Origin of the sequence: Mesorhizobium sp. M0983, assembly GCF_040318975.1 — a bacterium.
In the GTDB taxonomy this organism is placed as follows: Bacteria; Pseudomonadota; Alphaproteobacteria; order Rhizobiales; family Rhizobiaceae; genus Mesorhizobium.
Genome location: NZ_JAMYNH010000008.1, coordinates 33,158 through 56,885 on the forward strand (window position 1 = coordinate 33,158; position 23,728 = coordinate 56,885).

The window sequence follows — 23,728 nt, forward strand, 5'->3', positions numbered from 1 at the left end:
GAGTTTCGCATGGCGACACTTTCCATCAGGGACGTGCGCAAGTCCTATGGCTCCGTACAGGTTCTTCACGGGGTCGACATCGAGCTCGAGGACGGAGGCTTTCTGGTTCTGCTCGGGCCGTCCGGATGCGGCAAGTCGACCTTGCTCAACATGATTGCCGGCCTCGACGACACGTCCAGCGGTGACATCCTGATCGGTGGACGCTCGGTCCTCGACCTTGCGCCCAAGGACCGCAATATCGCGATGGTGTTCCAATCCTACGCGCTTTATCCCACCATGTCGGTCGCGAGGAATATCGGCTTCGGATTGGAAATGCGTGGCGTGGGCGCCGACCAGCGCACGCGTGCCGTGGAAGATGCCGCGCGCATGTTGCAAATCTCCCATCTGCTCGATCGACGCCCCGCCAACCTTTCGGGCGGACAGCGGCAGCGCGTTGCGATGGGCCGCGCGATCGTGCGCGACCCGGAGCTGTTCCTCTTCGACGAGCCATTGTCCAATCTCGATGCCAAGCTTCGCGTGGAAATGCGCACGGAGATCAAGCGCCTGCACGAGCGTCTCGGCACGAGCATCGTCTATGTCACGCATGATCAGATCGAGGCGATGACGCTGGGCACCAAGGTGGCCGTCATGAAAAGCGGCTACATCCAGCAATTGGGCGATCCGCGCACCATCTATGAACGGCCCGCCAATATGTTCGTGGCAAGTTTCATCGGATCTCCGGCAATGAACTTCCTTGCCGGACGACTGGTCCCGGATTCGGAAGGTGTCCGGTTTCAAGCGAGCGGTGTATCGATCGTGTTGCCGACGCGGAACCGGCAGGTGGACTCTGAGCGACCGGTGATGTTGGGCATACGGCCTGAAGAGCTGAGAACCGTTGCGGAGAATCGAGCTTCGATCATTGGGGAGATCGACGTGGTAGAGCCCACCGGGCCTGAAACCATGGTGACTGTGCAGGTCGGCGAGAACGCGATCATCGCGCGCCTGCCGCCGAGGTTTGCCGGCCGGCGCAAAGAGCCAATATTTCTTGCCGTCGATCCGGCGAGCGTCAACCTGTTCGATCCGGATAGCGAGCAGCGCATCGACATTTAGGACGTGGATACCAGCGGCTGGACGCAGTGGCGCAGGGATCCGCGATGTCGCCTCGAACTCATCCGGAGCGAATGCGGACCGCTTGCGGTCAAGCTGCGCTGGGTGAGCGGTATCTCGGCAGGGTAGTCAGCGGGCCTTGGCGATCAGTTCTGTCAGGCAATCAGCAGCCTCCGTCCCTGGCACGCCAAGATCTCTGACACTGTCCATGTGGTTGCGGTTCGGGAGCACATGCGACGTTACCAACGATCCCTGCCGCACCAAGCTTGCTTTGAATCGATCGGCTTGCTGATGGAAGGGTGGCGTCTCATTGGCTCCGACCAGAACCGCCGCCCTGGTTTGAGGATCATGCCGACAGGCGAGCGGCGTAAACATGGCGACTTCCTCGTCGGTTATTCCAATCTCGTGGGCGAGAAAGGAATCCTGGAGCGGTTTCAAATCGTAGAGCCCGCTCAGCAGAAGAGCTGCCCTTACATTCGAGGGGGTATGCTCGTCGTTGAACAGAAACGTTGCAAGATGTGCTCCAGCCGAATGACCACTGACAGTCAGGGCCGCCGGGTTTCCGCCATGATCGGCGATGTTGGCCAGGATCCACTGCTTGGCGCGGCGCACCTGGTCGACGATCGTCGCCATTCGGACCTTGGGCATCAGAGCATAATCAAGGATGACGGCAATGGCCCCGGCCTGGGTAATCGTCGTCGCGACATATGAATAGTCGCGCTTGGAGAACATTCTCCAGTAGCCGCCATGGACAAAGATGTGCACCGGCAGCGCCGTTCTTTTCCCCGGGGGAAAGAACAGATCCATGGTTTCGGTCGGATCCGGTCCGCAGGCCACGTCCGCGGTCATCGCAATGGTGGCGCGGGCGGCCTCGCTGCGGCCAACGAAGTCCTGCACGATTTCGTCAAAATCCGCGACGTGGTCGCGGATGCGAAAGGGATCGTCTTGCATGCTTTCTCCGCTCACATGCTGATGGCGAGGTATTTCGCCTCCATGAACTCGGCAATGCCGTGATGCTGCCCTCCCTCGCGGCCGAGCCCACTCTGCTTAACGCCGCCGAAGGGGGCCGCCGGATCGGACATCAGCCCCCGGTTGACAGCGATCATCCCGGCCTCGATGCGGGAGGCCACCCGCATGCCGCGCGCCAGATCGCGCGTGTAGATGTAGGCAGCAAGCCCATATTCGGTGTCATTGGCGCGTGTGATGACCTCAGCCTCGGTGTCGAAGCTCGAGATCGGCGCCACGGGCCCGAATATCTCCTCATGCGCCATCTTTGCGTCGCCTGGCACGTCGCGAAGCACTGTAGGAGGGTAGAAGAAACCAGTTCCGGACAGGACTGAGCCGCCGCACATGACCCGCGCGCCGCGTGCGACCGCGTCGATGACAAGGCGATCTATCTTCTCGACCGCCTTTTTCGTGATCATGGGTCCGCATTCCGTGTCCGGGTCGGTGCCAGGGCCGACCTTGAGCGACGACATCCGCTTCTTGAGGCCGTCCGAGAAGGCTTCGTAAATGCCAGATTGCACGTAGAGGCGGTTGGCGGCCGTACAGGCCTCACCGGCGTTACGCATCTTGGCTACCATTGCGCCATCGAGCGCCGCTTCGAGATCAGCGTCGTCGAACACAATGAACGGTGCGTTGCCGCCGAGTTCCATCGAACACGAAACCACATGCCTGGCAGCCTCTGCCAGCAGAGCGCGACCCACACCCGTCGAACCGGTGAAGGAGAGCTTGCGCACTCGCGGGTCGGCCAGCATGGCGGCTGTCAAAGGGCCGGGACTGGAGGTCGTCAGGACGTTGACCACCCCCGGTGGCACGCCTGCGTCCTGATAGAGCGCGGCCAGCGCGTAGGCGGTAAGCGGGGTCTCGCTGGCTGGCTTCAAGATCACCGTGCATCCAGCGGCAAGTGCTGGCGCGATCTTGCGGGTCGCCATCGCGGCAGGAAAATTCCAAGGCGTGATCAGGACGCAGATACCGATCGGTTCGTAGTCGACCACGATGCGATTGGTGCCGGAAGGCGCAATACCGAATTCGCCAGTAATGCGAACGGCCTCCTCGGCATTCCAACGGAAAAATTCCGCGGCATAAGCGATCTCGCCGCGGGCATCCCGCAGAGCCTTGCCGTTTTCCAATGCGATGAGAGTCGCGAGCGCCTCTGATCGTTCCGTCATCAGTTCAAAGCAGCGTCTGAGGATCTCGGAACGCTTTCGCGGCGACGTTGTCCGCCAGCCATGGGCTGCCTTGGCAGCGGCGTCAACGGCAGCGGCCGCGTCGTTCACGGTCGCATCGGGCACAGCGGCGATGACAGCCTCGGTCGAAGGATCGACGACCGGAATCACCCTGCCATCCGCGGACTGGCGCCATTGGCCGCCAATATACAGCCCGTGCGAGATTGTGTGGAAGTCGCTGATGCCCTGATCATCCGACAGAACCTGTGAAAACGTGTTCATCTCGATATTCCCGATTGTTACATGATGCTGGCGAGGTCGCCATCAAAGGCGGCCTGGACCAGGCGGCGCATGGACCCCAAGTCGAATGGACGCGGATTGTTCTTGATGAGGCGCTCGATACCAATCGCTTGTTCGGCCGTCCAATCGAGCTTATCGGCGGGCAGCCCCAGTTCGGCCAACGAGGGGGTGATCCCGATTGCCCCAAACAGCCGACTGACCTCGCCAATGGTCGCGTCGGCCAACTCTTCGGGCGTCCGGCCTTTACCATCGAGGCAGAGCGCGTTGGCGATCTCGGCCATCTCGGTCGCTGCGGCTGTTCTGTTGTACTTCATGACGTATGGCAGCATGGTGGCGACACCCAATCCGTGAGGGGTGTGGGTTATCGCGCCAACCGGGTATTGCACGGCGTGCGCTGCCGCTGTGCCGGCCGTTCCGAACGCACAGCCGGCGGCCAGTGCACCCATCATCACGTCGGCCCGGGCGTCCTCGTCAGAGGGCTGGCGGTATGCCGTTTCAAGGCTTCGGCCAAGCAGCTTGATCGCCAGCAGGGCGAAATGATCGGTCAAAGCGGTTTTGCCGATAAAGACATGTTTCTGCGGAAGGCGGGGATCGGTCCCCCGCCTGACGGCCGTGAAGGCCTCGATTGCATGCGTCAGCGCATCGGCGCCTGCGATCGCCGTCAATGCCGGCGGGCATGTCATCGTCAGTTCAGGATCGCAGATGGCCGCGGCCGCGATCAGATATGGGCTGGAGATGCCGACCTTCAGAGTGCGATCCGGATCGGAGATTACGGCGACCGGGGTCACTTCAGAGCCCGTGCCGGCTGTTGTCGGCACCGCGATCAGCGGCAGCGTCGGGCCGGGCACCTTGAACTCGCCGTAGTAATCCTGGAGCTGACCGCCGTGAGTGATGAGCAACGCGGCGCATTTGGCCATATCGAGACAACTGCCGCCGCCAATGCCGATCACCATGTCGGGCGCGAACCTCCGTGCTTCCTCAATGCAGACGGCAACGGTGTCCCGGGGAACGTCGGGTAGCACGCGATCATGCACCAGTACGTCTATCGAGGCGGCTCGCAGCGCCGCGACGATCTCTCCAAACGGGCCCGTTGCGGCAAAACGTTCATCGGTGCAGACGAGCACGCGACGCCCGAGCCTGGCCGCGACAACCGGAATGACGTGGCGTTGGCCCTTCCCGAAGAGGATTTCGCGCGGCAGCCTTATGGCAGCGAAAAGGCTCATTATCTGCATCCTGTGATGATGTCTGGATTGGAATGCGAAAGGCCGTTCAACTCGGCCCAAAGGCTGGGTTTGACGCCAAACCCCAGTTGCAGCGCGCTTGCGTTCCGACGCGTTGAACCATCGCCCGGAGCGCTGACGGTCCGTTCAGGCTCGGACGGTGAGGAAGCCCGGACCGCGGAGTCGGCCCGCTGCTCCAGCAGGGCCATCGCAAGTACGATTGCTTTGTCTTGAAACAGCCTCAAATTATATCCTCTATAAAATCGTATAGGATATAGGATTGCATTGGTCGGAGCATCGTGTTAGCAACTCAATGTGTCAAGAGGCAAAACATGCAGGCCATGAACTTAGCCAGTCTAGACGAAGCGAACCTCGCCGGCGGGCGTATCCAGCGCTCCAGCAGCCTGGTTGAGGACGTCTACGAAGCGATTTTTGCGCAACTCATGTCGCTGAAGATTGCGCCGGGCTCGCGCATCACGGTCGACAGTCTGGTCAAGGAATTCAACGTCTCCCACACGCCGATCCGCGAGGCGCTCGGCCGGCTCGAAGGCGAAGGCCTGGTGCTGAAGACGCATCTGATCGGTTACCGCGCTGCGCCGCAGATCACGAAACGACGGTTTGACGAACTCTACGAGCTTCGCCTGCTGCTCGAGCCTCATGGCGCGGCCAAGGCAGCCGCGCTCATGGACGAGGTAAAGCTCGCACAGCTTCAGGAATCGGCGGGCGTCATGGCGCGCCGTGAAGGCAAGGACGAGCGCCTGAGGTATTCCAACTTCGCCCGCCAGGATGCCATTTTCCATGACAAGGTCATGGAATTCGCCAACAACGAACTCGTGCGCGAAACGCTGGCGCACCAGCATACCCACTTCCACATATTTCGCCTGATGTTCCATTCGCGCGTCACCGAAGAGGCGCTTGACGAACATGAGGCCATCCTGGCCGCTTTCGCTGCGGCCGATCCTGCCGCTGCCGAGCAGGCGATGCGTCGCCATATCGAGCATTCCCGCGACCGCTTGTTGCTGGCGTTCGACTGAGACGGTCCCGATGTCCATTGCGGTTCGTATCCATGCAGGGAAGGCAGGCGTATCGGCTGTCTACATGACCGTCGCCAACCTGATTGGGCAGGCACCGGTTCGGGGCAACGTGAAGCTGGACGCCACTTTGATCACGCAGGCCAATGCCAAGGAATACTCCCCCGATTCACCCTTTGAAAACTCAAATACCGGGCGAGCATATGGCTCGCCGGGCCGTTGTCATAGGAAAGGAAACGACCATGCCAGGCAAAAAGATCCTAATGCTGACCGGTGAGTTCACCGAGGAATACGAAATCTTCGTCTACCAGCAGGCGATGGAAGCGGTGGGCCACACTGTCCATGTCGTGTGCCCAGACAAAAGCGCCGGAGACGTGATCAAAACATCGCTGCACGATTTCGAGGGCGATCAGACCTACACCGAAAAGCTCGGCCACTATGCGCTGATCAACAAGACCTTCTCCGACGCTGAGAAGCAGCTGGAGCAATACCACGCTGTGTACTGCGCCGGCGGTCGCGGCCCCGAATACATCCGCACCGACAAGCGCGTGCAGGCGATGGTGCGCCACTTCCACGAGAGCAAAAAACCCATTTTCACGATCTGCCACGGCGTGCAGATCCTGATTGCGGTAGACGGCGTCGTGCGTGGCAAGAAGGTCGGCGCACTGGCGGCGTGCGAGCCCGAAGTGACGCTTGCGGGCGGCACTTATATCGACCTGTCTCCAACGGAGGCATATGTCGACGGCACGATGGTTTCAGCCAAGGGCTGGACGGCGCTTGCAGCGTTTATCCGCGAGTGCCTGAACGTGCTTGGGACAGAAATCCGCCACGCGTAGACCTTCTTCCGACGCGTCTCAAAGGGGTGCGTCGGTTCCCTTTCTGGAAGGAGAACTTGTCACCGCCAATTCGGCCTCGGATCACAAAACGCCTGCATCGCGCTGAGTTTTCTCCCAGGATCAAAGGTCTTTCGCTATGCATTGATACTGGTTTCATCAAATCCCGTAAGCGAACGCATCAGTGTTTCCCTTGCTGAAGCCAGATGCGCTCGGCAGGCTACCTCAATCCGAGTGGAGTTGCGGCTCTCAAGCGCATCTATATAGGCGATGTGTTCGTGGATTGCGGCAAGGTTGCGCTGCTTTTCGTCCTGCTTGTTCCACTGATAGTGGTAGTGAAAAATAAACGTGATGATGTCGTAGAAATCATCGATGAAGCGGTTCGGTGATGCCTCGTTTATGAGCCGGTGGAACCGGTTGTCCAGGCCGGAGAAGTCGTGAAAGCGGCTCTCAATTCGCTCCAGCAGGTCGGCATGCGCCATCTTGAGCGCGGCGAGTTTCGACCATAGCGGAGAGCTGTTCGGCTGCAGTGAAAACAGTTGTGCCGAACGCAGTTCAAACATCACCCGGATCTCGAAGAACTCAAGTGCAAAGTCTTCAGTGAAACCCTTGAAAAGCCAGCCTGTATTCGGCCTTTTCTCGATCAGTCCAAACCGGCTGAAGCGGATCAGGAATTCGCGAATTCCATTGGTCGCAACACCGAATTGCCGTGCAAGCTCAAGCTCATTGATGCTGGTTCCGGGCCTGGTGTCACCCCGCAGCATCCACTCCATGAACTGCTGTTCGACATGTTTGGCGCGAGGCGTAGTTTCGGCGTCCGGATAGTAGTCGTTGTCGTCGACCGCGCGGCCCGTCGCTCTGAGGCCGTGGCGTTCGGTGACAAGTTCGCGGTTAACAAGTTCTCGCAAAACCTTTCGGACGGTTGTGCGGCTGACGCACATTCGCCGTCTAAGCTCATTTTCGGAAGGAAGTTCGCCGGCCAATTGTCCGTCGCGCAGCATATTTGCAGCTCGATTGAAGGCCTTCTTGTAGACGGTGTCCGTTCTCATCGGATTTTCCTTTGGAACAATACCTTGTCCTTTTTAGCATGAACTTTATCCATAAAAAACAACTTGACCCGGCCCTGCTGGTTGTTTTTTATCGATAAGAAGAGGCACGAATTGAGTTTTTGACGACGCGGCTCGCACAAGCTGCGGCGGGGAGGGGAAATTTGCCTGAGACGGGAAACACCGGCACGACTGTCGGCGAGGCCGCGTTGCCAGCATCCAGGAAGTCAGAAGCCGTCCCCGGCCTTGCGCTTGGCCTGATGCTGCTGAGCGCTGGTCCGGTCGTCATCCTGGTGCTGCTGGTCGCCGTCCTCAGCTTTCTGTCACCCTATTTCCTGACAGGACGCAATCTCAGCAACATCCTCGCCCAGACGGCCGTCATCTCGGTTGTGGCGATGGGCCAGCATCTGGTCATCCTGACACGCGGCATCGATCTCTCCGTCGGCTCGAACCTTGCGCTGGCTTCCGTCGTTGGCGCGCTGAGCTTTCATGCTGGCGCCCCCGCCATCGTTGTGATCGCGGTGATGGTTGGCTGCGGTGCCGCGGTCGGCGCGATCAACGGGCTCTTCTATGTCTTCGGCCGACTGCCGCATCCTTTCATCATCACGCTGGCAACATTGAGCATCGCCAAGGGGTTGGCGCTGCAACTGGCCGATGGCCGCGCCATCCCTGGCATGCCGGATTCGATCGATGCGCTTGGCCGCGACGCGGTCTGGGGTCTGCCTGGATCGGTTTTCGTTGTTGCCGGCGTTGCCGCGGTGCTTTTTGTCATGGCTAAAACCATGGTCTGGGGGCGCTGGATTTATGCGGTTGGCGGCCGGCCCGACGCTGCGTTGCGCATGGGTATTCCCGTGTCCTGGGTCCTGGTTTCCGTCTATGTCATCTCAGGGCTGTGCGCCGGCATGGGTTCAGTCATCCTTGCCGGCCGCACCGACGCCGGTTCGCCGCTCTTCGGCAATCTGCTGGAACTGGATACGATCGCGGCGGTGATCATTGGCGGCGCCAGCTTTCTTGGTGGTCGCGGCCACCTCGGCCATGCCTTGATCGGCGCCATCATGATCGGCGTTATCCGCAACGCGCTCAACCTGCTCAACGTCAACGTCTTTTTCCAGCTCATCGTCATCGGCGTGGTCATCGTCATAGCGGTCGAGTCCGACGTGCTGCGCAATTACCTCGAAGGGCGTGTGCGTGTCATGCAAGCCGGGAGGCAGTCATGAGCGCTGCTGCGGCCAACGTCGATCATGCGGTCACCGCGGACAATCCCGTGCTGGCGGTACGCGGTGCGACCAAGCGTTTCGGTTCGGTTCTGGCTCTGGACGATGTCAGCATCGAGGTGCGGCGAGGCGAGATCGTCGGCCTGCTCGGCGACAATGGCGCGGGTAAATCGACGCTAACCAAATGCATCAGCGGGGTGCACCAACTCGATGCCGGCGCGATCTTTTTGGATGGTGCGCCAACGCAGATACGCTCCCCTGCGGATGCGCGCTTCGCCGGCATCGAGACCGTCTATCAGGACCTGGCGCTGTTCGACAATCTGACACCGGGACAGAACTTCTTTGCCGGCCGCGAGCTGGCTGGCCCGCAATGGCTTCCGCGCGGCCTGCGATTTCTGCAGCAGCGCCGAATGGACGCCGAGACCCGCGCTCTGTTGGTGAATCTCAAGGTCACGTTGCCGCGGCTGGATGCCGTCGTCGCCATGATGTCGGGTGGACAAAGACAAGCCATTGCCGTGGCCCGCTCGACCGTATTCGCCCGCAAGGTTGTCATTCTGGATGAGCCGACCGCCGCACTCGGCCTGCGTGAATCACGGCAGGTGCTCAATCTGGTTGCTGCGCTCCGCGACCAGGGCAATGCCGTCATCCTGATCACTCACAACATGGAACACGTCGTCGAACTCGCCGATCGCGCGGTGGTGCTTCGCCAGGGCCGCAGGGTCGGCGAACTGGTGCCGACCAAGGACAACAAACAGGAGCTGGTTTCCATGATCGTTGGAGCCTGACCCGTTCGAGATTTGGGGACCGTTCCGGTCCGCAAATGCCTGAAGCGTCTCCCGCAGGGAGGCGTCTCAATCCAAGGGAGGAAAACAATGCCAATGAACCGAAAACTGTTCGCAGGGCTGGCGATCGCCGTTGCGTTTTCTATGCCGGCTTCGGCCGCAGACAAGATCAAGATCGGCCTGATCACGAAATTCCCGGTGCCGTTCTACTCGACCATGGAGGACGCCGCCAAAAAATACGCGGCCGCTCATCCGGAGATCGAACTGGTCACCGGCCAGGGCCAGGCGGCCACCGACATTGAAGGCCAGATCGCTCTGATCGAATCCATGATCACGCAAGGCGTCAAAGGGCTTGCAATCACTCCGGTCGACCCGACGGTCGCGCCGGCGCTCGACAAGGCGGTGGCCGCCGGCATCAAGGTGGTTCTCGTCGACAACAGCATCCCCAACTGGAAAGGCCAGACGGCGTTGGTATCGACCAATAACCTCAATGGCGGCAAGATCGCCGGAGAATACCTGAAGACGGTGCTCAAGAGCGGTGACAAGATCGGTATTCTGCAAGGCGTTCCCGGGGTGCCGGCTCTGGATGACCGGGTCACGGGCATGATGGAGGGACTGGGTGAGGTAAAGGTCGAGGTCGTCGGCAAAGGTGCAACCAACTGCACGCTGGAACTTGGCACGTCAGTGACCGAAGACATTCTGACGGCCAATCCTGATCTCAAGGCAATCTACGCGGCCTGCGGCCCGCCGATCCCTGGAGCCGTCAAGTCGATCAGCAATGCAGGCATTGCCAACGACAACCTCATAGTGGTCGGCTTTGACGCCTGCTGCGGTGAGATCGAAGCGATCAAGTCAGGGGCGGAGGACGCCAGCGTAGCTCAATTTCCTGCAAAAATGGGCGAGCTTGGCATCGACACCGTCGTCAGGGCCATCCGTGGGGAACCCGTCGAGGCCAATGTGGATACCGGCGCCGGACTGGTGACGCTGCAGAACGTCAAGGACTTCGAGTGATCCACCAGCGGTCCGGATTGCACCGCCGGACCACTTCCTGTTGCCGGACTCCAGCTTAGCAAGGGGGGAATTGCCGTCATGGATCCCACCATCAAAGTCGTGCGATGCTCCGAGCCCGGCAGACTGGTGTTTGAGGAGCAGCAGGCACCAGACGCTCCGCCCGAAGGCTGGGCACTGGTCAATGTCGCCTTTGTCGGGATATGCGAAACCGACTACCACATCTTCGAGGGCAGGCATCCTTATCTCGCCTATCTGCGCATCATGGGCCATGAGGTTTCGGGAACAATCGCGGCAATCAACGCGCCCGTGGACCTGTCGGTCGGAGAGCAAATCCTCGTCAATCCCTATCTTGCCTGCGGACATTGTGCCGCCTGCCGCCAGGGCAAGCCTAACTGCTGCATGTCGATCGAGGTGCTTGGCGTGCACCGTGACGGTGCCATGAGTGAGCAGATTCTCGTGCCGGCGCAAAACTTGATTCCAGCGGCCGGCCTGTCACTGGTGGAGGCGGCCACGGTCGAGTTTCTGGCCATCGGTGCCCACGCAGTCCGCAGATGCATGGCGGGGCCGGGCATTCGCACCTTGGTTATCGGCGCCGGGCCGATCGGCCTCGGCACGGCGCTTTTTGCGCGAATCGCGCAACAGAACGTGACCGTCATGGACGTCGATACCGAGCGGCTGACCTTCGATCATCGAAACGATAGCGGCGCGAACTGCGGGAGCAGGTTTCGACGTCGTCTTCGACGCAACGGGAAACAGCCGTTCGATGCAGTCTGCCTTGCCTATGTTGCTCATGGCGGCGTCATGGTGATGGTCAGCGTCGTGCCGGACGACATAACTTTCTCCGATCCAGAGTTCCACAAACGGGAAATGATGCTGATCGGCAGTCGCAACGCGACTCGTAGCGATTTCCAGCACGTCATTGCCTCGATCCGCGCTGGAAAAATACCAATCGACCAGCTTGTCACCCACCGCACCACCCTGCGCGACAGCCCACGCGACATCGCAATCTGGGCGCAGCAGAAGTCCGGTCTGATCAAGGCCGTTATCGACGTAGGATCTGGCTGACTTCAGCAACACGATCAAGACATGTCATCGCAGCCCTGGTGCTGCATTGTGGGAGGGCGAGTTGCTCGGTGACGCCACGCTAAGCGTCGCGCTTGACACGGTATTCCGTGCGGTTTTCCTCAGATAACAATTGTCCCTGCCGAACTGGCTTGGCGTTTCGCTGATTACCGCGGGCGCAGTTTTCGTCGCATAAAGGTTGAAGCCGCGGAGCGACGATCTTTCCGGCAAAACGTGTTCCACGCAAATCCGCCGGGTATTCGCACCGCTTGAGTGTCCGACGTAGCTAGTCCACATCATGCGTGATGTTTGATGCGCGTCAGGAGAGTGATATGAGAACCACACTGGCGATTGATGACGACGTCCTGGTCGCGGCCAGGGCCATGGCCCGGCAGCAGGGTCGTAGCCTCGGCGAGGTCATTAGCGATCTCGCCCGGCGCTCGCTGCGCCGGCCTCAAGCTGGCGGCGAGCGCAACGGGATTCCTCTTCTGTCGCCTCGGCCGCATGCACCTCCTGTCACGCTTGAGACGGTCAACGCCTTGCGAAACGAACTGCCTTGACCTTCCTGCTCGGTGTCAATGTGCTGATCGCACTGATCGATCCTGGTCACGTCGCCTATGGCGACGCGCATGGCTGGTTCGAAGAGACGGGCAACGCGGCATGGGCTACTTGTCCGATCACCGAAAACGGCGTCCTGCGCATCGTCGGGAACCAAAGATATCCTAATTCTCCCGGCTCGCCCGCCATCGTTGCGCAAATCGTTACCAAGTTGCGGGCTCTGCACGGGCACAGCTTCTGGCCCGACGATGTGAGCCTGGTTGGCTCCGGCGACATCGATGCAGCGAAAATCCTGACTTCGGCACAGGTCACGGATACGTACCTTCTCGCGCTCGCCAAGGCGCGAGGCGGCCAACTTGCCAGCTTTGACCGCAAGCTGTCAGCGGCGCCCGTGAAGGGCGGGAAGTCTGCACTGCACCTAATTCACACAAGGTAGACCGCCGGGCTCTTCGGTGCAGTCTGCCTTTCGATCTTCTTGGCTTTGAATTGAGGCTTGCGCAACTTGTCGCGCTCAGCGCACTCCAGTGGATCGCGAGCGGCTATCTGGCCATAGTTTGCGGGGCATTCATCTTCTCCCTTGAGCGTCCGCGCTTGGACAGTTCGGCCTTGCCGCAATTGCCCTTTCAGCTGAATCGACTAGCGCGAAACGTTGCAAGCATGGGATGCGGATTGCCTGAGGCGATTTCTTTGGCAAGCAATTCGCCGACGATCAATCCAAGCGTGGCGCCGCTGTGGCTAAAGGCGACGTGAAGCCCGGCGACGGTCTCGACGGAGCCAAGCACTGGCTCGCCGTCGCCCGGGATGGGCTTCGGGCCAACTGCATAGGTAGCGAGTTGGAGCCGCCGATTGCCCTCGAGCACCGCACTAGCCTCGTCGAGCAGTCCTTTGACGGTCTTGTCGTGCACGGTGTAAGTTCCATCAGAGTTGACCACGACTTCTTCCTCCGACCACGCCGAATCCAAAACAAGTTCGCCATCCGGCGTCGGGCGCACCGCCACGCGCGGCGTATTCAGCACGGCACGGAGCTCGGTCTTGATCGGCTTGGTTTTCAAGAGGAGTGAAATCGGCGTGGCGTCGGGGACACGAACTCCGATCTCCGCAAGCATGGCAGGCGTCGCTGGCCCAACGGCAAGGACCACTGCATCCGCCTTTAACGGCACACCGTCGGCAGTGACGACGCCACGCGCGCGACCACCTGTGGCATCTATCCGCACGCGTCCGGCGTTCTGGACGAGCTTGCCGCCGCGGGAGCGGAACTCATTGAGCAGCAGATCGATCAGGCAGGGCAGGTCAACCCATCCTTCGCCAGGATTGAAGATGGCACCCTGCGGGGTGATTGCGCTGGCGTTGACACCGGGCGTCACTGCGCCGACTTCGGCAGGGCCGAGCAGAAGCGCGTCATAACCAATATCCTGCTCCAGCTGGCAGATGGAGGCGATCTGGTTCGTCCCATCATCCGCATCCCAGGTGAGGCCGCCGTCAAAGCGAAGCCACGACGCCGTTTCCGGCCTTGTGGCCGCCAGGGTCCGATAACGGTCGATGCCCGCAAGCCTCAAGCGGTGGTAAGCAGTGTCAGCACGTCGCGCTGAGTTCAGCCAGGAAAGTGAACGGCCGGATGCACCGTTGGCCGGCGCGCCGTCGTTGACAATGGTTACATCAAAGCCAAGACGAGCGAGGTGCAGCGCGGAAGAGATGCCGAAGATGCCAGCGCCGATGACGACGACTTGGCGCGGTTTTGGGGATGCAGTCATAGAAAAATCCTTCTACGCAGAAGCCGGGCTGGGAGTTGTTGGATGGCTGCAGAGCGCGGCGGAACTAGTAGTCCGTGAGCTTCTTCATGTAGCGCCGGCCCTCGAGCATCGGCTGGCCGCGCAGACCAGCCAGCGTATAGGCAAAACGCCATAGAGTGTCGAAGAAGACCAAGGGCACGAGATAGGGTTTGATGTGTTCGGACATACCGCTGAGGTCGAGTTCCGCTCCATCGAGCACCAGGATGTTTTCCCGGCTGCCGTGCTTGAAAAGGAAATCGCGAGCGCGTTCCGTAAGGTGCCTCGTCTCGTCCAAACCCATCAAGACCACGAAGCAAGTATCCCGGTCCACCACCTCGAACGGGCCGTGAAAGAACTCGTTGGCGTGTATGGCTTGCGAGTCGTACCACTGCATCTCCATCAACACGCAGATGGCGTAGGAATACGCCGCACCGTAGCTTGCACCGCTGGCCAGTGTGTAGATCGCTTTGCGCGGCGCGAAACGGGGTACGAAGGCCTTAAACCGGTCGGCATAGGTCCGGTGCGCACGTTCGATCGCCGGCTGAAGATGGCTCAGGCTCATCAGCAGATCGGCGGTCAGCCCGGCATCCTCCCGAGCATCGATTAGGCCGGCGAGCAACATGTAGAGCACGCCGTAGTTGCTGCGGGCTGCATCGATCGGTTTGCCCGTCGTGTAGGAGGCCTGGTAGGCGACTGCGTGGTCGACCGCCTGCGCGAGGGGCGATATCTGGTCGAGCGTCATGCCGATTGTCGTCGCGCCTTGATCCTTTGCATGATTGGCCGCTCGCACGGTCTCCTGGGTGGTGCCTGTCTGCGAGCAAAGGACAACGAGCGCGTCAGGTCCCAACCGTCGCGGATCTCGGCAGACGAACTCATCCGCGTTGTAGATATCGCAGGCGAATGTGCCGCTGTGACGGTCGACAAAGTATTTGCCTGCCATCATGATCGAGAGCGAGCCGCCGCACGCCACGAGGAATAGATGCGAAAACTGCCTGCCCGCCGTAGCGGCCAGGGCGCGTTCAACGTCGGCGGGGAGGGCGAAAATCATTAGGTTCCTCTTCTCGTTGACAGAGCTTGGGCCGGCGCACAATTGACAATGGCGGGCCATTGTGCGAACGTTATCACACCCTTTAAACTGAAAGTCCTGCGATGGTCAAGATTGCCGCGATGGGCGACAACGTGGTCGATTGTTATCTCGCTCGCGGCGAGATGTATCCTGGCGGAAATTGCCTCAATGTCTCGGTGTATGTCAGCCGCTTCGGCGGGCAGTCGGCCTATGTTGGGGCGATCGGCAAAGACCGGGCAGGGGACTTGATCCACGCCGCACTCAAGTCCGACCGCGTGGACATCACCCGATTGCGGCGCCTTGAAGGGCCGACCGCCTGCTGCCTCATAGGTCACCGCAACGCCGATCGGATTTTCCTGGACTTCGATCTCGGAGTTTCGGTGTTCACGCCGACGCAAGAAGATCTGGATTTTCTCTCGGGTTTTCAGGCCGTCCACATCGGCCAGTCCAGCGGTTTGGACCCGTGGGTTGCCGCTGTATCAAGTAAGTCACTGTTGTCTTATGATTTTTCCACCCGCCGGGAACCGGGACACCGACGCGAGATTGGGCCCTATTGCTATCTGGCTTGTGTCTCGGGTGACGGTCTCGACGACAAGGAATTGGCCGCAATCGCAGCCGAATTGCTCGCATTTGGTTCAAGGTGGGTTCTTGTGACTCGCGGTCGGGCCGGCGCGGTGCTTCACGGCGACACCGTCTCTTACCGAACCCCGGCGCGGTTGGTCGAACCCGTCGACACCCTGGGCGCGGGCGACACCTTCATCGCAAGAACGCTATTCGGCCTGCTTAAGAAAGAGGCGCCTCAGGACATTCTTAGCCAAGCCGCGGAGGCGGCGGCTGCTACCTGCCGGTACTACGGGGCGATCGGCTATGCGGCAGCAATTGATCTAGGAAAGATCACGCCGGAGGTCCTCCGCGGAGCTCGGCGCATTCAAGACGAGAGAACCGTCTAGTTGGGGAATTCAACTGAGCAATTGACGCGAGAAATGGACAATGCTAGTCAAAGTGATAACGTTATCATTCATCTAACCAACGCCATGAAAGAGCGTTTTGATGGATGGGTCGTCGAGTGGGACCGCAGGCCGACTTCGGCCAATCGTAAGAGGAGAAGACATGCAAACGAATTCGAGCAGGCGCCAATTTGTGAAATCCGGTCTGGCGCTGACGATCGCGCTGGTGACAGGACTTGGCACGTTGGCCGCATCAACGCAGGCAAAAGCGGCCGACAACCCCTACAACCTCATCGACCCGACGGTGATCAGCGTCGGAACCATGGGCGATGCGAAACCCTATGTCTTCACCGACGCCAACGGCAACTTCACCGGTTTCGACGCTGAACTCTTCCGCGACGTAGCGCGCCGGCTCGGGTTCAAGGAGGAGCAGGTCGTTTTCACCGGTCAGGAATTCTCGGCCCTGCTGCCCTCTGTCGCCAACGGTCGCTTCGACGTCGCTGTCGCCGCCATTGGCACGACCGCGGAGCGCAAGAAGACCGTGGATTTTGGCGACGGCTATCTCGCTGGCTACCTGTCGATCATTTCGCCTGATCCGGCTCTGACGAGCAATGAGAGCACCGCCGGAAAGCGCATTGGCGTGATCCAGGGGACGTTGCAGGAAATCTATGCCGAGAAGAATCTGAAGGGCGACATCGTCAAATTCCCGGACAACAACACTGCCGTGGCGGCGCTGAACAACGGGACGATCGATGGGCATTTCACTGACTATGAGTCGGCCAAGCAGTATGTGGAGCGCTATAAGAACCTGAAGATAACAATGAACGTGCCGTCCTTCGATGCGCCAGCCGGTTTCGTGGTCAAGAAGGGCAACGACGCCTTCCGAGAAGCGCTCAACAAGGCATTGCGAGAGGCCATGGACGATGGCACCTGGAAACGGCTTCACGAGAAATGGTTCCCGGGTACCCCGATGCCGGATCAATATCTGCCAAAGAAGTAAATTCGCGCGTATTCGTTAGCGTTTCCGGCCGGGCCCGTGAGCAACGGTGCCCGGCCGAGTTATAGATGGACTTGATATGAGCTGGTTCGACAACTTCGCCCGCAGCTTTCTTGATTTCCAGGCGATGGCAGAAGTTCTGCCGAACATGGTGATGGTCGGCCTCAAGAACACCCTGATCCTGGCCCTTGCCTCGACGTTTTTCGGGACGCTGATCGGTATCGTACTCGCCGTGATGGGGATTTCCGAGAACCGGCCGCTGAAACTCCTTGCCCGAGTCTACACCGATATCTTCCGCGGGCTTCCTGCCATCGTCACAATCCTAATCATTGGCCAAGGCTTCGCGCGATTGGGCCGAGATCTGTTCGGTCCATCGCCTTATCCGCTGGGCATTCTGGCGCTCAGCCTGATCGCCGGCGCCTATATCGGGGAGATTTTCCGCGCCGGCATTCAGAGCGTCGAGCGTGGTCAGATCGACGCCACCCGCACTCTCGGCATGACCTATGGCCAAGGCATGCGCTTGGTGGTGATCCCGCAAGGCATCCGCCGCGTCCTGCCCGCACTGGTCAACCAGTTCATCGGCAACGTAAAGGACTCCAGCCTGGTCTATTTCCTTGGTCTGCTCGCCTCCGAACGCGAACTGTTCCGCGTCGGCCAGGACCAAGCCGTGCTGACCGGCAACTTGTCGCCGCTGTTGCTGGCCGGCGTGTTCTATCTCGTGATCACGGTGCCGCTAATCCACCTCGTCAATTACATCGACGCGCGCATGCGCGTCGGCAAACGTATCACCGCTGTGCAAAGTGGCCTCAAGGAAGTCGCCGAGCTTGCCGAAGCGGGCGTGCCGGGCACAGCGACGTTGCCTGCAGCAGAGCCCACACGCTTCAAGGGTGGCGGTATTGAGGTCAAGAATATCGACATGGCCTATGGCGCCGTCCAGGTCCTCCATGACGTCAGTCTGAAAGTGGAGCCGGGGACCGTCACCTGCCTCATCGGTCCATCCGGCTCGGGCAAGTCGACCTTGCTGCGTTGCCTCAACCGCCTCGTAGAGTGTCGAGCCGGTGACATTCTGCTCGATGGCGAAAGCATCTACAAACAGACCCCTGACCAACTCCGGCGGCGCGTCGGCATGGTTTTCCAGCAGTTCAATCTGTTCCCCGACCGCAGCGCGCTCGCCAACATCACCTTGGCGCTTCGCAAAGTTAAACGCATGTCGCGCGAGGAGGCTGAGGGCGCGGCCTTGGCGAGGCTGAATGAAGTCGGACTGCTGGAGCGTAAGGACCATCGGCCGGCCAATCTCTCGGGCGGGCAACAGCAGCGGGTGGCCATCGCGCGCGCCCTGGCCCTCGAACCCGAGATTATGCTGTTCGACGAGGTCACCAGCGCGCTCGATCCGGAATTGGTCAAAGGCGTCCTGAACTTGATGGCCGATCTCGGTCGGGGCGGGATGACGATGGTGGTCGTAACACACGAGATGAATTTCGCCCGCAAGGTCGCGAACCAGGTCGTATTCATGGACGAGGGGCGAATTGTCGAGGCAGGCCGACCAGAGGACCTATTTGATAACCCGCAAAGCCCGCGTCTTGGGCGCTTTTTGTCCGAGGTGCTATGATTGCAATGGTGTGCGCAACGGCGGCTGTTCCGGTGTTCGGCCTTGCGGGGCGGGCTTAACTGCCGCTAGGTCGCCGGCACAACGCGCGCATGGGCGGTAGGTTTGCCGAGTGACTCAAAGATTACCCAAAAACGCAACTATCATAGAGGTCGCTCGCCGGGCCGGGGTGAGTTCCGCCACGGCCGGGCGTGTTCTTGGTGACTACGGCTACAGCAGCCCCGAGGTTCAGGAGAAGGTGCGGGCCGCAGCAGCTGAGCTGGGCTACCGCCCCAATCGCCTTGCCAAAGGTCTGATCACCGGTAAAACGCAGACTATCGGCGTTGTGGTTGGCGACATCGAAAGCCCATTCTACGCCAGCGTGCTGCGCGGAATAGGGGATGTCGCGCGCCGTGGCGGCTTCGGGGTTATCGTTACGAACAGTGATGAAAATGCCGAACTCGAGCAAGAGGCGGTGCAACTGCTGCTGGAAAAGCAGGTCGACGGTTTAATTGTCTCATCGACCTTCGTGGACGAGCCGGATCATCTTCGTGAAGCAGTCGCGGCTCGCTGTCCCGTCGTGCAGTTCGACCGCATGGTGGCGGGCCTGGAAACCGATTCAGTCGTGGTCGACAACGTTTCTGTAACGCATAGCAGCATCGCGGCGATGATAGCGGCCGGACACAGCCGCATCGGAATATTGGCGGAACTCGGGCCGGGCCAACGCGACGATGTTGGCTCGTTTGTGGCAAACGTTGATCTCTCCAGCGCTGATCTTCGCTACCATCATCCAAGCTGGCAGAGACTATTGGGTTATCTCGAAGCCCATCGCGCCGCGGGCATTACGCCGGATCCGCAGTTGATCCGTCGCGTGGCGGTCTATTCTAGCGAGGCAGCCCGCAAGGAGGCGCTCGATCTGCTGACAATGCGCAATGCACCGTCCGCTCTGTTTACGGCCGATGGTGTGATGTCGACAGGGGTTCTGGAGGCCATTTCCGCATTGAAGCTTGCGATTCCAGGAGACGTTTCGCTGCTCTGCTTCGACGATCTCGACTGGATGCAGTTCGTGACCCAGGGTATCACAGCCATCGCGCAGCCGGCACATTTGATTGGAGCGGCGGCAGCGGAGCTTCTCTTGAAGAGGTTGGCGGAGGCCACGTTACCTTTCGAGCACCGTGTCCTTGCGGCCCGCTTGGTGGAGCGCAATTCAATTGCAGTTCATCTCAACCGCGAGGCCGTCTGACCCGGCCGCAACGGTCTATGGCTGGGGCAGTCTCTAAGGGGCTCTGAGAAACGCACCGCGGCCGAGACGCGAGACTACAACCGTCATCACCGGCCCCGCTGCATCAGCGTTGCCACGACGGCTTTAGCCAAGCGGCTCGCATCACCGCAATGATCATCTCTGAGTTGGCAATGCATCCTAAAATAGATGTCTACGCTGCGTCCCTACCCCGATATGGCCAGCCAGAAGGGGCTGCGCGGGGCTGGGCCATAGCCGGTTTTCCGATCCTTGGCTCGAACCGGGGCGTGGCTGACGGAACTCTTAGTTTAGATAAGGCTTATGTACAAATGTCGCTCCATTGGTTTTCACCGTCGATTCCCGTAAAGACCGGCCGTCCCGGCGTCATCTACCAATGCAGCAACGTCGAAGGGCCGCTGAGCAGCTCCTGAAGTGGAGCAAGCGCGGCCCTAAGTGGCATAGCGCGGTGCAACTCTGCATGGATGCAATGATCGATCAGGTGAAGCCCGATGTGGTTCGCAGAGCGTTCCTTGAGGCCGCCAAAGAGGAGGGAAAGCTACTGCCGCCGTAGCTCTTGTCTCCGAAGGAAGCTCATTCCATATCAGGCACGTCGCGGCTGACGAACAATGTCGTCGGCTCGCCGTATTCGCCTAATGCAGGGTTAGCATCGCGCGACCACGGCAATGACGCCAGCGTGTTTCGCCGCCAAGCCTCTCGCAGCCCATACCGCCCGGTCCTCGGTCTGGGAGGCTTCGGCCTGTGAATCGGCGTGCAAAATCGGCGTCGAATTTTGCACGCCGATTCACAAGTGTTGCCGTCGGGTCATGATGATCTCCCTTCGCACACTTTGCTTTGCTCGGCACGAGCTGGGTTGCGTTCCGCTCAGCCCAACCGTCGACCGCCTCGAGCCGCATACCGCTGTCGTCGAGACGTCAGGCGTCCCGCGCACGACCAGCCCTCCGTAAATGTCGTCTCGAACTGTTCCGGCGACGGAACGACCGTCTTCATTTTGGTGTCCATGCGCTGGCGTTCAAAGAGATATAGCCGCTACCTGAGATACTCGCTGTCGAATCCGGCTGTTTCGACCAGCTTCTTGCGGTTGATCACCTCTACATGGCCTGACTTGAAAGAGACGAGATCGGCCTTGCGCAGCTCCCTTAACGTTCGGTTGACGTGAACCGTGGTCATTCCGAGGATGTCGGCCAGTTCATGCTGGGCAAGAGGACACTCATATCTTCCATCAACCGACAGCTCAACCATGGAGAGCCTCTCTTCCAACTCCAGCAGGAAATGGGCGGTACGCCTCATCGCGTTCCGTCGCCCGGTATTTGTCAGATGTTCGGCAAGGATGGCGTTCAGGCGCGCCAGCGAACAGGCGATCTTCTTCCCGATTCGGCCGTCCGACAGGATGGCCTCGACCAGTTCCTTACTGGAAATTTCATAAACAGCTAGTTCGGTTATGGACGCCAGCGACGCAAGACGGGGTCCGTCCAAGCCACGGAAACCGACGACATCCCCTTTGAGGGGAGTGTCTATGATCTGCCGCTCTCCGTCCGGCAGTGCCTGATAAAGTATGCCCCAGCCCGATTTTACAATGAATATCTCACTGTTGTCGTCCTCCTGCCGGCATATCACCGAATGGGGTTTATAGATTTTTGCGGTAACACCGAGAAAATTGTTGTTCCCCCACTCATTCTTCGACAACGTCCCCCTATGGGATGAGAGCACATGAACTGCAATAGTGTCTGCATGGAGAATCGCAAGTTTGCTTCTGTTTCCACACGACTGACAATAGTATCTCCCGGATAAATCGACAGAACGACCTCTTACCCTAGGGGCGGGTTTGCCTACTGTCCTCGTCTGTTTGGTAAACTGCGTTTAACTTAGGGTGTACAAGGGCGGTTAAGTCTCCGGGTTAAGGTCCGGCAACAGGCTCCGAACCGCCAATCACCTTGCCGCGCAGTAGTACGGCTTGGTTGTGGGATCGGGGGATCGGCGAACGCATGCACATGGTCGAGATGAGCGAAACTTACCTGGATCGTCTGCCGGCCGAACTGTCGGGGGGGGTCAGAAGCAGCGCGTTTGCGCCCGGGCGTTGGCCGCCGATCCGGAACTCATCATCTGCGACGAAATCACGTCCGCGCTCGACCAGATTGTGCAAGAGGAAATCCTCAAGCTCTTAATGCGGCTTCAGCGCGAACTCGGCATGAGCTGCATTTTCATCACCCATGACATTGCCACCGTGCGGGCGATCGCCGACGAAATTGGGGTGCACCAAGGTAAAGTCGTTGAGCGGGCATTAAAGAGCGAAATTCTCACGCCGCCGCACGGCCCCTATACCGAGCGGCTTTTATCCTCCGTGCCGGAAATGGATCCGAACTGGCTCACAAGGCTGCTGGCCAGCCGGAGGATGTGATCGTCGGGCGGAGCGTTGCGTGTCTTCCATATCGCCACGCCTTACAGCCTCGCGGTCGGCCTTCGGAACAATGCCAGAAATTTTGATGGTTCTCGCCCACGAAAAAGCCATCACGGCAGCAGGGACGAACTTGCGCTTTTGCGCATATTGATCTCTATCAGCAGCGATACCCAGCGCGCTCCTGCATCGGCTCGACGGCCGCAACCACCAGCTCAATGACGACTTGGCCGAGGTTGCCGCCGGTGTCCGCGCTTTGCTATAAAATCCCCCTATGTCACGAGAATGAGTATCAATCCGCCGCGCGAGTTGATGTCCTGGCGTCGTTCCGGGCACCCGTGCGCCAAATTCGGTCAGACGCCAGGCGCCGAAACGGGCGGGTCCACAGGCAAAGAGGGCAGGGCACTCGGCAAAGCTGCGCTCTATGGCAAACGGATAGCGGGCATTGCCCTTCAATGCGGGGATAGCGCCCCTTTGCCGTCGTTCGGTTTTCTGAGAGCATGATTGAGTACGTGCGATCCGGAGCCGATATTCCATGCCGACAAGAATCGATGCTAGTGAAGCGCGCCGGTGGTTTGCCGAAGATCTGCGTGTCTCATCACCTGTCTTGCACAACCCTGCGGTCATCGAGGCCTTCGCAAAGGTTCCGCGCGAACACTACCTTGGCAACGGGCCTTGGCGTATCCATTCGAGATTGCAAATCGGGGCGGTCCATACCAGCCCTTCAGCCGCACTTCATGAGATTTACCACGACGTTCTGGTCTTGCTTGACGAAAAACGCGGACTGAACAGCGGCTTGCCGTCGCTTTGGGCATTGGTTTTCGACCATCTGAACATCACTCCCGGCCAGACTGTCCTTCAGGTGGGCGCCGGTGTCGGCTATTTCACCGCCATCCTCGCTGAACTAACGGGTTCTGAAGGACGCGTGATTGCATATGAGATCGACGAAGAACTGGCTCGGCGTGCGCAAAGCAATCTTGCTCATTATGCCCATGTAGAAGTGATATCAGGTGATGCAACGCAGGCAGTTGATCTGCCAAACCTCGATGTCGTGGTCGCTTTTGCCGGCGTGACGCACGTGCCGGAACGGTGGCTTTCAAATTTGTCCGACGCTGGCCGGATGGCACTGCCGTTCACAGGTGAGGACCGACGAGGTTTCATGATGCTTCTGGAAAGGGTCGGCGATACGTTTCCCGTACGGTCACTTGTGCCATGCGGGTTTTACCCCTGCAGCGGAGCTAGGCGCAGTGACGAAGAAAAGGCCTTGATGGCCGCCCTCAAGGCTGCCCGAGGCAAGGTCACCCGTCTCGCGCAATATCATCCAGGCCGACCAGCAAATGGCCTCGAGAACGCTTGGCTGGTGACCGACACATACTGGATTTCGAAAGCCTAGCGATCGA

23 protein-coding genes and 1 pseudogene are annotated in these 23,728 nt (G+C 59.8%); 17 read left to right on the forward strand and 7 right to left on the reverse strand.

Annotated features, from left to right (window positions below; translation table 11 throughout):
- The first annotated feature begins 9 nt into the window (after window positions 1–9).
- Complete coding sequence (locus NKH71_RS16450) at window positions 10–1,089, forward strand: ABC transporter ATP-binding protein (protein ID WP_352496633.1); 1,080 nt, start codon at window positions 10–12, stop codon at window positions 1,087–1,089.
- 126 nt (window positions 1,090–1,215) lie between these two features.
- Here the strand turns inward: NKH71_RS16450 and NKH71_RS16455 are convergent, their stop codons facing one another.
- Genes NKH71_RS16455 through NKH71_RS16465 form a run of 3 tightly spaced genes read right to left on the reverse strand, consistent with a single transcriptional unit; the run spans window position 1,216 to window position 4,777 of the window.
- Window positions 1,216–2,037, reverse strand: coding sequence for an alpha/beta hydrolase (locus tag NKH71_RS16455; protein WP_352496634.1), 822 nt, complete (start codon window positions 2,035–2,037; stop codon window positions 1,216–1,218).
- Between the two features lie 11 nt (window positions 2,038–2,048).
- Window positions 2,049–3,536 (reverse strand): NAD-dependent succinate-semialdehyde dehydrogenase, encoded by a 1,488-nt coding sequence (locus tag NKH71_RS16460; RefSeq protein WP_352791942.1) that lies wholly within the window; start codon window positions 3,534–3,536, stop codon window positions 2,049–2,051.
- Window positions 3,537–3,553: 17 nt separating this feature from the next.
- Entirely contained in the window at window positions 3,554–4,777 is a 1,224-nt protein-coding gene (locus NKH71_RS16465; protein WP_352588832.1) for an iron-containing alcohol dehydrogenase, read from the reverse strand.
- 338 nt (window positions 4,778–5,115) lie between these two features.
- Between NKH71_RS16465 and NKH71_RS16470 the strand changes: the two genes are divergently transcribed.
- The 3 genes from NKH71_RS16470 to NKH71_RS16480 are packed head-to-tail and all read left to right on the forward strand — an operon-like array spanning window position 5,116 to window position 6,641.
- Window positions 5,116–5,808, forward strand: a complete 693-nt coding sequence (locus NKH71_RS16470) for a GntR family transcriptional regulator (protein ID WP_352895171.1) — start codon at window positions 5,116–5,118, stop codon at window positions 5,806–5,808.
- A gap of 10 nt (window positions 5,809–5,818) precedes the next feature.
- Window positions 5,819–6,082 (forward strand): hypothetical protein, encoded by a 264-nt coding sequence (locus tag NKH71_RS33490; protein ID WP_502900380.1) that lies wholly within the window; start codon window positions 5,819–5,821, stop codon window positions 6,080–6,082.
- Window positions 6,048–6,641 carry a DJ-1/PfpI family protein gene (locus NKH71_RS16480; RefSeq protein WP_352549507.1) on the forward strand — a complete coding sequence of 198 codons (594 nt, stop codon included), beginning with the start codon at window positions 6,048–6,050 and terminating at the stop codon, window positions 6,639–6,641. The genes NKH71_RS33490 and NKH71_RS16480 overlap by 35 nt, the downstream gene beginning before the upstream one ends.
- 134 nt (window positions 6,642–6,775) lie before the next feature.
- On the opposite strand, the gene NKH71_RS16485 is transcribed toward NKH71_RS16480, so the two are convergent.
- Entirely contained in the window at window positions 6,776–7,687 is a 912-nt protein-coding gene (locus NKH71_RS16485) for a GntR family transcriptional regulator (RefSeq protein WP_352895172.1), read from the reverse strand.
- A 161-nt stretch (window positions 7,688–7,848) separates the two neighbouring features.
- On the opposite strand from NKH71_RS16485, the gene NKH71_RS16490 reads away from it, so the two are divergent.
- From NKH71_RS16490 to NKH71_RS16515, 6 genes and pseudogenes are all read left to right on the forward strand, one after another.
- A complete protein-coding gene (locus NKH71_RS16490; RefSeq protein WP_352895173.1) occupies window positions 7,849–8,901 on the forward strand; it encodes an ABC transporter permease in 1,053 nt (350 codons plus the stop codon).
- Window positions 8,898–9,683: an ATP-binding cassette domain-containing protein gene (locus tag NKH71_RS16495; RefSeq protein WP_023718514.1), complete on the forward strand. Its 786-nt coding sequence runs from the start codon at window positions 8,898–8,900 to the stop codon at window positions 9,681–9,683. Before NKH71_RS16490 ends, NKH71_RS16495 begins: the two co-directional genes overlap by 4 nt.
- A 93-nt stretch (window positions 9,684–9,776) precedes the next feature.
- Window positions 9,777–10,691 (forward strand): sugar ABC transporter substrate-binding protein, encoded by a 915-nt coding sequence (locus tag NKH71_RS16500; RefSeq protein WP_156948053.1) that lies wholly within the window; start codon window positions 9,777–9,779, stop codon window positions 10,689–10,691.
- Window positions 10,692–10,781: 90 nt separating this feature from the next.
- Window positions 10,782–11,756 (forward strand): annotated as a pseudogene (locus NKH71_RS16505) (zinc-binding alcohol dehydrogenase family protein).
- A 329-nt stretch (window positions 11,757–12,085) separates the two neighbouring features.
- Window positions 12,086–12,313, forward strand: coding sequence for a ribbon-helix-helix domain-containing protein (locus NKH71_RS16510; RefSeq protein WP_023718512.1), 228 nt, complete (start codon window positions 12,086–12,088; stop codon window positions 12,311–12,313).
- On the forward strand, window positions 12,310–12,747 hold the full coding sequence (locus NKH71_RS16515; protein WP_352483673.1) for a TA system VapC family ribonuclease toxin: 438 nt from the start codon (window positions 12,310–12,312) through the stop codon (window positions 12,745–12,747). The genes NKH71_RS16510 and NKH71_RS16515 overlap by 4 nt, the downstream gene beginning before the upstream one ends.
- Window positions 12,748–12,934: 187 nt before the next feature.
- Here NKH71_RS16515 and NKH71_RS16520 read toward each other — a convergent pair whose 3' ends face one another.
- Together NKH71_RS16520 and NKH71_RS16525 are read right to left on the reverse strand one after the other, a co-directional pair.
- The gene (locus NKH71_RS16520) at window positions 12,935–14,062 is read right to left on the reverse strand and encodes an NAD(P)/FAD-dependent oxidoreductase (RefSeq protein WP_352483672.1); all 1,128 of its coding nucleotides are present in this window, start codon (window positions 14,060–14,062) and stop codon (window positions 12,935–12,937) included.
- A 64-nt stretch (window positions 14,063–14,126) separates the two neighbouring features.
- Window positions 14,127–15,128, reverse strand: a complete 1,002-nt coding sequence (locus tag NKH71_RS16525; RefSeq protein ID WP_023718509.1) for an SIS domain-containing protein — start codon at window positions 15,126–15,128, stop codon at window positions 14,127–14,129.
- Between the two features lie 101 nt (window positions 15,129–15,229).
- On the opposite strand from NKH71_RS16525, the gene NKH71_RS16530 reads away from it, so the two are divergent.
- The 5 genes from NKH71_RS16530 to NKH71_RS16550 all read left to right on the forward strand — a co-directional run bounded on the left by NKH71_RS16530 (window position 15,230) and on the right by NKH71_RS16550 (window position 20,486).
- A complete protein-coding gene (locus NKH71_RS16530) occupies window positions 15,230–16,096 on the forward strand; it encodes a PfkB family carbohydrate kinase (RefSeq protein ID WP_352895174.1) in 867 nt (288 codons plus the stop codon).
- Between the two features lie 160 nt (window positions 16,097–16,256).
- Window positions 16,257–17,093 carry an ABC transporter substrate-binding protein gene (locus NKH71_RS16535; protein WP_352483671.1) on the forward strand — a complete coding sequence of 279 codons (837 nt, stop codon included), beginning with the start codon at window positions 16,257–16,259 and terminating at the stop codon, window positions 17,091–17,093.
- A 76-nt stretch (window positions 17,094–17,169) separates the two neighbouring features.
- The gene (locus NKH71_RS16540) at window positions 17,170–18,699 is read left to right on the forward strand and encodes an amino acid ABC transporter permease/ATP-binding protein (RefSeq protein ID WP_352895175.1); all 1,530 of its coding nucleotides are present in this window, start codon (window positions 17,170–17,172) and stop codon (window positions 18,697–18,699) included.
- 109 nt (window positions 18,700–18,808) lie between these two features.
- Window positions 18,809–19,918, forward strand: coding sequence for a LacI family DNA-binding transcriptional regulator (locus NKH71_RS16545; RefSeq protein WP_023718505.1), 1,110 nt, complete (start codon window positions 18,809–18,811; stop codon window positions 19,916–19,918).
- A gap of 391 nt (window positions 19,919–20,309) precedes the next feature.
- Window positions 20,310–20,486, forward strand: coding sequence for a DUF982 domain-containing protein (locus NKH71_RS16550; RefSeq protein WP_023718504.1), 177 nt, complete (start codon window positions 20,310–20,312; stop codon window positions 20,484–20,486).
- A gap of 476 nt (window positions 20,487–20,962) precedes the next feature.
- Here NKH71_RS16550 and NKH71_RS16555 read toward each other — a convergent pair whose 3' ends face one another.
- A complete protein-coding gene (locus NKH71_RS16555) occupies window positions 20,963–21,619 on the reverse strand; it encodes a Crp/Fnr family transcriptional regulator (RefSeq protein ID WP_352483670.1) in 657 nt (218 codons plus the stop codon).
- 391 nt (window positions 21,620–22,010) lie between these two features.
- Between NKH71_RS16555 and NKH71_RS16560 the strand changes: the two genes are divergently transcribed.
- Window positions 22,011–22,331, forward strand: a complete 321-nt coding sequence (locus NKH71_RS16560) for an ABC transporter ATP-binding protein (protein WP_023718503.1) — start codon at window positions 22,011–22,013, stop codon at window positions 22,329–22,331.
- A 532-nt stretch (window positions 22,332–22,863) separates the two neighbouring features.
- Window positions 22,864–23,721: a protein-L-isoaspartate O-methyltransferase family protein gene (locus NKH71_RS16565; RefSeq protein WP_352496637.1), complete on the forward strand. Its 858-nt coding sequence runs from the start codon at window positions 22,864–22,866 to the stop codon at window positions 23,719–23,721.
- The last annotated feature ends 7 nt before the right edge of the window (window positions 23,722–23,728 follow it).